Source organism: Gluconobacter sp. OJA (genome assembly GCF_039638325.1).
In the GTDB taxonomy this organism is placed as follows: domain Bacteria; phylum Pseudomonadota; class Alphaproteobacteria; order Acetobacterales; family Acetobacteraceae; genus Gluconobacter; species Gluconobacter cerinus.
Genome location: NZ_JBDIWI010000001.1, coordinates 1,782,421 through 1,793,814, shown reverse-complemented (window position 1 = coordinate 1,793,814; position 11,394 = coordinate 1,782,421). Strand labels below are relative to the sequence as shown.

The 11,394-nt window shown below is 53.9% G+C and carries 9 protein-coding genes and 1 riboswitch; of the genes, 6 read left to right on the top strand and 3 right to left on the bottom strand.

Features of this window, described 5'->3' with window-relative positions:
* The first annotated feature begins 3 nt into the window (after positions 1–3).
* On the top strand, positions 4–1,503 hold the full coding sequence (locus tag ABDK75_RS08225) for a CHAD domain-containing protein (protein ID WP_346005518.1): 1,500 nt from the start codon (positions 4–6) through the stop codon (positions 1,501–1,503).
* Positions 1,504–1,604: 101 nt separating this feature from the next.
* Positions 1,605–1,805 carry a hypothetical protein gene (locus tag ABDK75_RS08220; RefSeq protein ID WP_211502999.1) on the top strand — a complete coding sequence of 67 codons (201 nt, stop codon included), beginning with the start codon at positions 1,605–1,607 and terminating at the stop codon, positions 1,803–1,805.
* 8 nt (positions 1,806–1,813) lie between these two features.
* Here the strand turns inward: ABDK75_RS08220 and ABDK75_RS08215 are convergent, their stop codons facing one another.
* Positions 1,814–4,078 carry a TonB-dependent siderophore receptor gene (locus ABDK75_RS08215; protein WP_408874416.1) on the bottom strand — a complete coding sequence of 755 codons (2,265 nt, stop codon included), beginning with the start codon at positions 4,076–4,078 and terminating at the stop codon, positions 1,814–1,816.
* A 300-nt stretch (positions 4,079–4,378) separates the two neighbouring features.
* Positions 4,379–5,224 (bottom strand): fumarylacetoacetate hydrolase family protein, encoded by an 846-nt coding sequence (locus ABDK75_RS08210; protein ID WP_346005516.1) that lies wholly within the window; start codon positions 5,222–5,224, stop codon positions 4,379–4,381.
* A 153-nt stretch (positions 5,225–5,377) separates the two neighbouring features.
* Positions 5,378–5,580, top strand: a riboswitch (cobalamin riboswitch).
* A 90-nt stretch (positions 5,581–5,670) separates the two neighbouring features.
* Here ABDK75_RS08210 and ABDK75_RS08205 point away from each other — a divergent pair.
* The 4 genes from ABDK75_RS08205 to ABDK75_RS08190 are packed head-to-tail and all read left to right on the top strand — an operon-like array spanning position 5,671 to position 10,599.
* A complete protein-coding gene (locus ABDK75_RS08205) occupies positions 5,671–7,896 on the top strand; it encodes a TonB-dependent siderophore receptor (RefSeq protein ID WP_346005514.1) in 2,226 nt (741 codons plus the stop codon).
* Between the two features lie 2 nt (positions 7,897–7,898).
* Complete coding sequence (locus tag ABDK75_RS08200) at positions 7,899–8,657, top strand: ABC transporter ATP-binding protein (RefSeq protein ID WP_346005513.1); 759 nt, start codon at positions 7,899–7,901, stop codon at positions 8,655–8,657.
* Entirely contained in the window at positions 8,654–9,607 is a 954-nt protein-coding gene (locus ABDK75_RS08195; RefSeq protein WP_346005512.1) for an ABC transporter substrate-binding protein, read from the top strand. Before ABDK75_RS08200 ends, ABDK75_RS08195 begins: the two co-directional genes overlap by 4 nt.
* Positions 9,607–10,599: an iron ABC transporter permease gene (locus ABDK75_RS08190; RefSeq protein ID WP_346005511.1), complete on the top strand. Its 993-nt coding sequence runs from the start codon at positions 9,607–9,609 to the stop codon at positions 10,597–10,599. Before ABDK75_RS08195 ends, ABDK75_RS08190 begins: the two co-directional genes overlap by 1 nt.
* 21 nt (positions 10,600–10,620) lie before the next feature.
* On the opposite strand, the gene ABDK75_RS08185 is transcribed toward ABDK75_RS08190, so the two are convergent.
* Positions 10,621–11,376 carry an SDR family oxidoreductase gene (locus ABDK75_RS08185; RefSeq protein WP_215751594.1) on the bottom strand — a complete coding sequence of 252 codons (756 nt, stop codon included), beginning with the start codon at positions 11,374–11,376 and terminating at the stop codon, positions 10,621–10,623.
* Between the last annotated feature and the right edge of the window lie 18 nt (positions 11,377–11,394).

The following is an 11,394-nucleotide window of genomic DNA, read 5'->3' as shown; positions in this document are numbered from 1 at the left end:
ATAATGATCCGAAGCCTTTTGCCGCAACGTCTGACATTTCGCTTTCTACCAGAAGCATGGCCTCTCGTTCGTCATCACACAGACATAGCACCCGCTTTGAAAAGCGTGCGACCGAGGCATCGGATCCGGACATTTTACGATACCGCATCCGGCATACTGTCTCGCCACGATTGGGCACTCTCCACCGCGCGAAAAGGCCGTGCGTCAGTTCAGGTGCTTGAGCCTGTTTCCTGGGCCGGGTTACCCAACATGACGCGTCCTGAACAATGGGTCTGGTCCCGGAGGGGATTACGTCCAGATATCAAGCTGCTCGAAGGCACTGGGGCTGCAAAAATCGATTTTTCAGGCGCAGTTCTGCCAATATATCGCACAGATTTTTGGCAGTTACAGGGAAAGGCGGCGGTTGGTGCCAGTAGCCTCAAGGTGTCTCTGTCGCGCGGATCAGTTCAGGCTGGAGAGCAAGCGGAAGCTGTTTGTGCACTGGATTTGACGCTCCTGAGCGGTGAAGTACGAGATTTGTATGCTTTTGCGCAGACTTTAAGTGATCTTCCCATATGGCTGACGGGCGAGACGCTTCCCATGAGGGGAGTGCGGCTGGCGCTTGGACAGTATGATGAGGATGTCACAGTTCAATCGGCGCTGCCTTTCGCAGGGGACATGACGGTTGGGAAAGGGTGGAGCCAGTCTGTTCGTGCTTTTCTGACGGTATTTCTTGCCGCGCAGCCTGCTGCCGAACACGGGAGCGTCGATGCTGTGCATGAGATGCGCGTCGCCGTCAGGCGGCTTCGAACGATCCTGAAAGCTTTTCGCCCTCTGTTCCCTAAAGGAGCGTTAGGGAATGAGATGTCAGTTTTTCAGCAAACTGGGCGGTTTCTCGGCAATGTTCGAGACTGGGATGTTTTTCAGACCGAAATTCTACCGGCTCATGTGAGCGGGGATATTGCGAGTGAATTCGTTCAGTTAGCCAAAGAAAAGCGAGTGTCTGCACTGGCGGAGATGCGACAGAAACTGACTGATCCGAGCATAACGTCTACGCTACTTTCTCTTGGACAAAGCACGGAAGACCCGGCAGCTCTTTTCGGAGCAGAGACTGCTGATGCGCTTTTGGAAGATCATGCGCCTGTTCTGCTCGATCGAATGGCGCGTAAAGTCCAGCATCGGGGTCATCACATCGGGCACCTGTCAGACCGCCAGTTGCATGACGTCCGTAAATCTCTGAAGGGGCTGCGCTATAGTATTGAGAGCATTCTTCCTCTGTATAAGGGGAGCCGCGTTGAAACCTATATGGGCCATTGCAAGGATTTGCAGGACCTGTTTGGTCGTTTCAACGATGCAGCAACGGCAGAGGCTCTGGTCAGGCAGGCGATAAAAGAAAGGCCTGACCTCACCGAAGCAGGAAATGCGATCGTTCACATGGCGCATCGGGAGCGGAAAAAGATCCTGAAAAAACTTCCCAAGCGATGGAAGATTTTCTCGAAGGACGTCCCGTTCTGGTGTCAGTGAGTTATTTCCTTGTATGTAGCGGAAACCTTGGGTCCAGCTCCGATTTATGATCCAAAAGGGCAGCCAAAAAGCGTGACTGATTGCCGCAAGGAGCAAAAATCATGGAAAAACGCTGGGTTCTTCTGACAATCATTATCCTGATCGCCGGGCTTATCATGATACTGCTGTGGGCCAGACAGACCGACCCGGGCACGATTGGCCCGGATACGCATACGGAGAAGACGGCCCCCCAAGCGTTGAACGCGGCACACCCATATCTATGGAGCCCCGCGCACAATCAAAGAGTTTCTGAAGCGAGCTGAGATTTGCTTCAGAAGTTAGAACGGAGCGTAAACATGAAGTTCCGCGGCTCTCCGTAGTAGTTATAGTAATACAGATTTCCCAGGCGCTGATAATATCGCTTGTTGGCGATATTGTTCAGTGTTGCGGAGAGGGAAAGATACTTGTTCCATTGGTATCCAGCCTGGATGGACCCAATGATGTATCCGCCCTGCGTCACGGTACGATTTGTTCCGAAAGTACTCGTTTGAGCGTTGAACCCGCCGCCGATACTCCAGACATTTTTTTGTGCCCCGCGATATGGCTCGAACCGGTAGTGTGTCCAGAGCTTCCACAGATGCTTGGGCGAGTTGCCAGCATAGGTCAGGCCAGACTGTGTGGCGCTACCGTTATTGACGATCCGGTTGTCGTTATAAGTATAGCTGGCATTGATGTCCCAGCCCTCAAGAGGACGGCCAATCAGTTCTGCTTCGGCACCCTGGCTGCGTGTTTTGCCTGTCGCGACGTAGCAGTCATCCACGCCACCGGGCCCACAGATGGCGCCGATGGTGCCGTTATAGATGGCCTCGTTTTTCTGGATGATTTTGTAGCCAGAGAGGGTCATGCCGAGGTGCCCGTGGAAGAACTCTCCCTTGATACCACCTTCGAGCTGATTGCCTCGGACCGGTGCGAGGCGGCCGGTGGTATCAAACGCAGACTGAGGCGAGAAAGTCGAAACGTAGCTGACATAAGCCGTGACATTCGGCCATAGGTGCAGAACGCCGCCGATGTAAGGGGTCAGGATGCCCTGCTGGTCGATATCGGTGCTGGTGGCACCAACAGTTGGGGAAATACGACGTGTCTTGCTGACATACCCGCTCACCCGGCCACCAATCAGGATGGAAAAGCGTGAAACAGGCTTGATCTGTGCCTGACCATACACGCCCCATTGCGTGGATGGCTCCCAGTAGCGATTGGTTATGGTAGGGAGAGCCAGAGACGGAATGGCATTGTTCGCATTGATTGGGATACCTGCGAGCGCCGTGTAGGTCCGCGAGTTTGCACTGGCACCGCCGCCTTCATAGAGATAGCGATCATAGTTCGCTCCCATCATCAGAACATGTTTCTGCCCGAAGAGGTGAAGCGGCCCGGTGACGTAGGCGTCCAGGCCATCATTCGTCTCGTCATACCGTGTATTGGCTGCGACGAAATTGCCAGTCTTTGCGGACGCGTTATACGCGTTGAGATAAGCGTATTGGAGTGTGGTGGCTGCGGTTCGGTGACGGTAGTTGAGGCGCCCGCGCCAGCCATGAGAGAAAAGATGCTCCAGTTGTGCTTCAACTTCAGTCATCGGGACTTCGGATTTGCCCCAGTTGGCCCCCACCAACGTGCTCGTCGGCAGATTCAGATCCGCGCCATTACTGGCACGGGGAAGCCCCATATAACGGGTTGTATCGTTACTTTGAGACGTCACGGAGACTGTCAGGGTGTCATGCCGCGTTAAGTGCACATCTGTGACGCCATAAATCGTCCAGCGACGATCATAGGCATTGTTGTAGAACTGGTTGCGGTCGGTGCCTGCGACGACAAGTCGTGCTGAGACAATTTTCGAGTGCGCGAGAGGGCCGCCGACATCAAGGGTGGCATGGTAATTGTTCCATGAGCCAGCCGAGAACGACGCATTGCCCTGAAAGTCATCGGTCGGGCGCTTATGGACGAAATTGACACTCCCGCCGGGTGTGCTGGAGCCCTGAAGCATGCCGTCTGGTCCACGCAGGACTTCAATACGATCGTAGATGGCCAGATCATACTGTTGGCTTAAAGTCAGCCCACTCATGGACGGAACACCGTCATACTGGGCCTGTAACGAGAAGCCGCGGGCAGTGTATCCGCCCGTTCCGTCGCCATACATATTGACGTTCACGCCCGCGACCTGTTTGAGCGCAGCATCAACCGTATTGAGGTTCTGGTCCTTCATCTGCTGGCTGCTGAGAACCGAAATGGATTGTGGAACGTCCAACGGTTTGAGGAGCATTTTCGTCGTAGAGACCGCAGAAACCGTGTAAGTGCCGGTACCATCCGTAGAGGCATTGCGGCGATGACCTTGCACCAGAAGCTGCTCAATGCTGCCTGGGGTCTCATCTTCTTGTGACGCGTGTTTCTGTTGCGTGCTCTGCGATTTTGATGAAGCGGAACGTTCCTCTTTAAGACCGGTCGTTGAAGCTGATTTCTTACGAGCTTCTGGAGATACGTCATCAGTGGTCGCGGCAAAGGCGCCATTCCACGTACCTGACAGCAAAAGTGCTGTAAAAAGCATTGGGCCTAGATGTGTACGTTGAGGAACGTTCGACGCTGGAAGTCTCATGGAAAGGGCTAACTGCCTCCTGGAAAATGAATTTTCACGAGAATTTCAGCTGACTTTCCCGTATTTCTAAAGTTACAAATGATATTCATTCTCAGAAACTTCAATCTTTAATTCACGCACCTTCGCAGTTGTTACATTGTAGGCAGCATTCCTGCGATGTTGAGCGGGCAAGTCATTCGTACAAAAAAATAATTATGAAACCGACTGTTTTTCAAGAATCGCTCCGTAAGAGACGTTTTCCTGTCGATTCAGCTAAGAATTGGCCTTCACGGTCTGCCTTTGAATGCCAAGCCCTTCGATTTCCAGCTCTACGACATCCCCTGGTTCGAGATAGACTGGGTGAGGCTTGATGCCCATTCCGACGCCGGCAGGTGTGCCTGTAGCAATAATATCGCCCGGCATCAGGGTCATGTAGTTGCTGACATGTGAAATGATTCTGCGGACGTCAAAGATCATGCCGGAGGTATGTCCCGTCTGTCGCCGGCGTCCGTTGACATCTAACCGCATGGAGAGTGCTTGCGGATCGGCGATTTCGTCGGTCGTCACAAGCCATGGTCCCAAAGGCCCGAATGAATCGCAGCCTTTGCCTTTGTCCCACTGGCTTGTCTGCATCTGAAATGAGCGTTCAGAGACATCATTGGCGACACAATATCCCGCAACATGCTCCAAAGCCTTCTCCGGGGAGACGTAAGACGCTTTTGTGCCAATAATGACTGCGAGTTCGACTTCCCAGTCCAATTTGGTGGCATGTTGGGGGACCAGAATACCATCGCTCGGACCCGTCAGGGCAGAGATGGCTTTCATGAAGACGATTGGCTCTGAGGGGAGGGGGAGGCCTGCTTCCTCGGCATGATCCCGATAGTTCAGGCCAATGCAGATATACTTTCCGGCACCTGAGAACGGAATACCGTAGCGTGGTGCTTCTGAAACGACAGGGAGAGTGTTCGGATTAATGGCTCGTAAGGCGTCAAGCTGCTCTGGAGACAGGTCGGCAGCCGTAATATCAGGCAGAATCCCTTTGAGGCTTCGCAGCATGCCAGTGTCATCAATGAGTCCGGGTGTTTCCTGATCCAAAGGACCAAAACGACAGAGCTTCATCCTGCGACACTTTCCGTCCAGAGTGGGGAAGCATGAGATTAGGCATGTTTTGTTTTCTCTTCCAAGGATCGAGGGGCCTCCATTGTTCAAATTGATAACTTCAGTTATTGATATGTTATAACATACGTGTTTGACTATATGGGAGTTTCGGTTATGCCCCTGCTCAATGATGGTTCCCCGGAAGGGGATGAAAAGGGAACGCAGTGAAATGCTGCGGCTGCCCCCGCAACTGTGAGCGGTGAGGCTGATCACGATGGGTTCTATGAACCCGGCCACTGGGGCGTCAGCCTTGGGAAGGCTCGCGATCTGCCGATGATCCGCAAGCCAGGAGACCTGCCATCGAAAATGGTCATGGACGAAGCGAAAGGGCGGGGTGCACCGGACGCAGCAGGATGTTTATCCTGCTCATCGTAGTGACGCATTGTTGAGTGAAGTTTGCGTTATCCATGAGGAAAATCAGTTTTGTCGGTGTGTTGCCCGTCGCGGCATTGACCGTTTTTCAGCCTGCGTTCGCCCAGACAGAAGACGTCAGGAAGGCGGCAGCCAAAGCGAAAGAAGAACACATTACGGCGCACGGTCGGGCGCAGCCGCTGAAGGATAGTGCTGTTATCGGGGGCAGGCTTGGGCTGACGGTTCAACATAATCCTGCGACGATCAATGTGATTCAGCGCAGCGTGATGGAACAGCGAGGTTATGCGCACGCTGAAGACGCCGCAGACAGTGCACCGGGTGTTTCTTCCGGTGGATCGCCAGGAAGTCCGGCGCAGATGATGATGCGTGGCTTCAGCGGAAATCAGGTTTTGATCCTGAGGGACGGAATTTATTATGGCCCGACCACGATGGTGAACCGTCCGCTCAACAGCTTTAATCTTGAGAGCGTTCAGATTCTCAAGGGGCCGTCGTCTGTTCTGTACGGGCAGGGCGCTGTTGGCGGCACTGTGGACATGCGAACGCGTGACCCTGCGTTTGATGGGCCGCATGCTAATGCGCTGGTATCTTATGGCAGTTTCAATACGTGGAATGCTGGCGTGGGCGGTTCGGTTCCCATTACTGACACTTTGGCCATTCGAAGTGATTTCAGTCGTACCTCGTCTGATGGATACGTTGCTGGCGCAGACCCACACAGCAACGATTTCACGACAACGTTGCTCTGGCACCCTTCGAAGAAGTTTACAGCTCGCTTTGGCGTCGACTATCTGACAGATCGCTTATCGACGTACTATGGAACCCCTTTGATCCCGCTGGCTCAGGTCCATGATGGCGTAGGCGGCCTGCTGTCGTCTTCCAAGGGATTAGGCGTAAGCCGGTCATCGCTCTGGCGGTATTACAATGCCAAGGATGCAAAAGCTGGCTCGGTTAATTTGACTCCGACGCTCCATCTGACGTGGCAGCCAACGGAGAACATGACGTTCCACAATAAAACCTATGTCCTTTATGCCAAGCGCAACTGGAATAACGCTGAATCCTACAGCTATATCGGTTCAGCCGGGCAGACGGACGCAGCGGGAAATGCCATTGCACCCGGTCGGGTCGGCCGGGATCGGTTCTATGTTTATATGAACCAGCATCAGGTTGGTGACACGCTGGATGGCCAGTTTGATTTCCACGTTTTCGGAATGAAGAACCGTCTGGTCGTCGGTGGAGACGCGTATTATGTGCGGCTCATCCGAAACCGTGGTTTTCCGGATGCGACATATGCGGACAGTGTTTCTCTAAGTAGTCCTGAGAGTACGGCCGTCGAGAGTTTTGCGGGAGAATATCCGTATACGAAATCTCCCACAACCATGGTGGACGCAGGTATCTTCATGGAAGACGTCCTGACCGTGAGGGACAATCTGCGTGTAGTGGGTGGATTTCGCTATGACTGGCTGAAACTGGACCGCCAGAATTATAGCCAGTCCGGTGCGTTCAATCCTGCGACCAGCTTTAAGGGGAACTACAATCCTGCCAACTTCAGGATTGGCCCTGTTTATGATCTGACAGATAACATCAGCCTTTACGGCGTGTACACAACGGCTGAAGATCCGCCGGGCTCCAATATCTTCCTGGTTAATAAAGGCCAGTTTTCACGCCTGAGTCAGTCCAGGCAGGGAGAAATCGGCGCCAAGGGTTCTTTCTGGAAAGGGCGCCTGTCCTCTACGCTGTCTCTGTACGATATCCGCCGTACCCGAGTTCTCGTTGCTACCGGTGTGGACAGCGTGGCAACGGCGGGCGTTCAGAAGTCACGGGGTTTGGAATGGCAGGGAGACCTCACGCTGGGGAAACACTGGAGCCTGTCGGGAAATGTTGCCTATACGTGGTCTCGTTATGGATCATTCCATCCTTCAGCGTCAGTGAATGCCTCCGGGAACGAGGTTCCGAACGTTCCGGCTGTAACGGCCAACCTGTGGGGTGTCTGGTCCCGGGTTGCGGATTTGCCGGTCGATCTGGGGGCTGGCATGCGTTACGTATCTGCCCGCAAGGGCGATTATGCCAACACCTTGAGTCTGAAAGACTATGCGCTCGTCAATCTTTTCGCGGCATGGCACGCCTATCGTGGCGTGACGGTTTATGGCCGGGTAGACAATGTGGGAAACAAGCACTTCATTCAGTGGGCTGATACCAGTTATCCGAGTGAAGTGATGTTGGGGGCGCCGCGGTCCTTCTCGATCAGTGTTCAGGCCGGTTTCTGATCGTGCCTGAGGTTGTGCTTCAGACACATGGTGCCGGGTATGACTGCATAGTCTCTTTGACGGATTGCTCCGTCAGGGAGGGTGAGCATGTTGCACTCATCGGCCCCAATGGTGCTGGGAAAAGCACGCTGCTGAGGCTCCTCGCTGGATTAATTTCGCCCACGGAAGGGGAGATATTTCTGGAAGGAACGCTGCTCAGCACCCTTTCCAGACCAGCGGTAGCGTGCAAGATTGCATGGCTTTCCCAGACCGATGATGTAACACCTGAACTCATAGTTGAGGATTATATCGCACTTGGCCGTCTCCCGTTTCGAGGCACTCCTCAGGCACAGCAGGACACTGCGGCTCTGCAAACGGCGATCCAGCATTTCCGTGTCGAACCTTTTTTAAAACGGTCGATTGGCAGTCTTTCTGGTGGCGAGCGTCAGCGTGTGATGCTGGCGCGATGTCTGGCCCAGACCCCCAAAATACTGTTGCTAGATGAGCCCACGAATCACCTCGATCTTGCGGCCAGAGCAGAACTGTTAAGTTTGTTGCGTGACCTTCCTCTAACAATCGTGGCCGTCCTGCATGACCTGTCTTTCGTGCCTGATTTTGCGCCGCGAACTCTCTTGATGAGGGGGGGGGGAATCGTTCTGGATGGGGCGTCTTCTGAGGTTTTGCTCTCTTCAGAACTAGGGCATGCGTTCGGCTTGAATGTTCATCCCGTTCAACTGGATGATAACAGCACAACGTTCGTTTTTAGGCCGCGAGGCGCATGAAAGCGCCTGCCTTTATGCTGTTTCTGGGGTTTTGTGGCTTTGCCGTGCAAACGGCCTTCGCCTACCCGGTTACCGTGCAGAGCTGCGGGAAGCCCGTAACGATCACGCATCAGCCAGAGCACGCTGTCATCCACGACGTGAATATGGCGGAAATGGCTTTTGCTCTGCATTTGCAGCCCTATATTCGTGGTGTGACGGGGATATCAGGCTGGAACAAATACACACCGGGTTTCAAAGCTCAGCAGGGCGATATCCCGGAAATTGCGACTCATTATCCCAGTCTCGAACAACTGCTTGATGCCGGAACAGATTTTTTCTTTGCCGGCTGGAATTATGGGATGCATGTCGGTGGAGATGTGACACCCGAGACCTTGGCAATTCAGGGTATCCCGACGCTTGTTCTGTCTGAAAGCTGCTTCCGGGCCGGGCACTCTACAACTATCCCGACATTAGACCTTCTGTATGGCGACGAAGAGAGACTTGGACAGGTTTTCGGCCGGGAGCAGCAGGCTCGGCAATTGGTCGAAGGCTGGCAGAGGCGCGTTCAGCACATTCAGGATCGTCTCCAGGGCCATCACCCGTTACGTGTTTTCCTTTATGACAGTGGACGCGATCGGCCATTTACAGCTGGCCAATATGCCCTCGCGACAGAGTTAATCCGGCTGGGCGGGGGCGAAAATATTTTTCGTGATTTACCAACAAACTGGGGTGCTGCTTCGTGGGAAAACGCGGGTTTGCGTGATCCTGAAGCTATTTTGGTGATGGATTATGGGGCAGGTGTTTCAGACAGTCTGAAATTTCTGAGAAGCCAGCCATTGCTGATGGAGAGTACGGCCCTGAAGACAAACCGTGTTTTGGTTGTGCGCTATGATGAAATGACGCCGTCTCCCGCGAATATCGATGTGATCGACAAGATTGCCGCCTTTCTCCACCCGGACGCAGCACCTTGATGAAGCGTGTTCTTGGCATCAGCGCTTTGCCAGCTCTGAGTGTGATGGCATTTTTGGAAGTTACGCTCGGAAGTGCTTCTCTTCCCTGGCATTCGTTGCAAGCGGGACTTTTGGCCGGTCCAGCCAGTCATGATATTGCCGCCCGGATCATCTGGTCCCTGCGGATGCCAAGGCTGGTTCTGGCCTTCTTGACCGGAGCAATTCTTGCCGGTGCAGGAGCACTTCTTCAGGCCGTAACCCGTAACCCCTTGGCAGATCCGTTTCTCTTCGGGTTGTCCTCGGGCTCAGCAACAGGGGCTGTTGCTGTCATCGTATTGTTGGGGGATGTTTTTGGCGTCTGGACGATCGCTTTTGGTGCAGTCGGTGGGGCATTTCTGGCAACCTCAGCACTTCTGTTGCTGGTATCGTTTAGATCCCGGTCTGGCGCATGGGTCTCAACGGAACGGATGCTGCTGTCTGGTCTGGCGATTTCCTTCGTCTTCTCTACTCTAACAAACCTGCTGATTTTTTGGGGTGACCGTAATACGGCGCAATCCGTTCTGTTCTGGACGATGGGCAGTTTTTCCGCCGCTCGCTGGTCGGCCCTGCCACTTGTCGTGTTGGGGCTTCTGCCCGTGATCTTCGGTAAATGGGCTTTTGGCGCTGATCTGGATGCCTTGATGGCCGGGGAGGAAACCGCAGCGTCCCTCGGGGTGCAAACAAGAAAGCTACGGCTTTGTGTTCTTGCCCTTTGCGCGTTTAGCTGTGCAACGACAGTGGCTTTGTGTGGGCCGATCGGCTTCGTCGGACTGATTGTGCCTCATCTCATAAGGCCCATCTGGGGACGGTCTGTTCGAAATGTCCTTATCCCCGCTATGGTCGCGGGGGGGATGCTCACAATCCTTTCAGATCTTCTCAGCCGCTGTCTTTTGCCGTCTCAGGAGCTGCCAGTTGGGATAGTCATTTCTGCGATAGGCGCCTGTTTCCTGATGGGGCTTCTGACACGGCGTTGATGTGTATTTGGCGCGTTTGCTTCAGAGAGACACCGTGATACCGCCGTCCACATACAAAACATGGCCATTCACAAACGAGGATGCTGCGGACGCAAGGAAAATACAGGCACCCGTCAGCTCATCAAGCTGTCCCCATCGACCCGCCGGTGTGCGCTTCTCCAACCACGTTGAAAATTCTGCATCATTTACGAGTGCAGCGTTGAGAGGCGTGTCGAAGTAACCCGGTGCAATGGCATTGCACTGAAGGCCATGTCTTGCCCACTCGGTCGCCATCCCCTTGGTCAGATTCCCCACGGCACCCTTGGTGGCCGTATAGGGGGAGATATTCGGGCGGGCGAGGGCCGTCTGGACGCTGGCAATATTGATGATCTTACCTTGTCTACGGCCTAGCATATGTCTCGCAACAGCCTGTCCAACATTAAAAATGGACGTCAGGTTTGTTTGAAGAACCTTCTGAAACATTTCTGGTGGGAAGTCCTCCAAGGGCGCGCGGTGCTGCATTCCTGCATTGTTGACCAGAATATCAATAGGCCCGGTATCTTCTTCGAAGCGATCGACTGCCGTTCGAACAGCTGCGTGGTCGGTCACGTCAAAAACAAGTGTCTCGACACCTCCCAGTTCCTCGGCTGCGACCGAGAGTTTGGAAGCATCCCGCCCATTCAGAACAACTTCAGCGCCCGCCGCTTGCAGGCCTTTAGCCAGACTAAAGCCGATACCTTGAGACGATCCCGTAATCAGAGCGCGGCGTCCCGTCAGGTCAAAAAGAGATACACTCATGGAAAATCCTTTTTCCTT

Excerpts from the sequence above, each read along its gene's own strand:
- ABDK75_RS08195 (WP_346005512.1), top strand. The coding sequence starts at position 8,654 with ATGAAAGCGCCTGCCTTTATGCTGTTTCTGGGGTTTTGTGGCTTTGCC.
- ABDK75_RS08205 (WP_346005514.1), top strand. The coding sequence starts at position 5,671 with ATGAGGAAAATCAGTTTTGTCGGTGTGTTGCCCGTCGCGGCATTGACC.
- ABDK75_RS08190 (WP_346005511.1), top strand. The coding sequence starts at position 9,607 with ATGAAGCGTGTTCTTGGCATCAGCGCTTTGCCAGCTCTGAGTGTGATG.
- ABDK75_RS08220 (WP_211502999.1), top strand. The coding sequence starts at position 1,605 with ATGGAAAAACGCTGGGTTCTTCTGACAATCATTATCCTGATCGCCGGG.
- ABDK75_RS08215 (WP_408874416.1), bottom strand. The coding sequence starts at position 4,078 with ATGCTTTTTACAGCACTTTTGCTGTCAGGTACGTGGAATGGCGCCTTT.
- ABDK75_RS08210 (WP_346005516.1), bottom strand. The coding sequence starts at position 5,224 with ATGAAGCTCTGTCGTTTTGGTCCTTTGGATCAGGAAACACCCGGACTC.
- ABDK75_RS08225 (WP_346005518.1), top strand. The coding sequence starts at position 4 with ATGATCCGAAGCCTTTTGCCGCAACGTCTGACATTTCGCTTTCTACCA.
- ABDK75_RS08185 (WP_215751594.1), bottom strand. The coding sequence starts at position 11,376 with ATGAGTGTATCTCTTTTTGACCTGACGGGACGCCGCGCTCTGATTACG.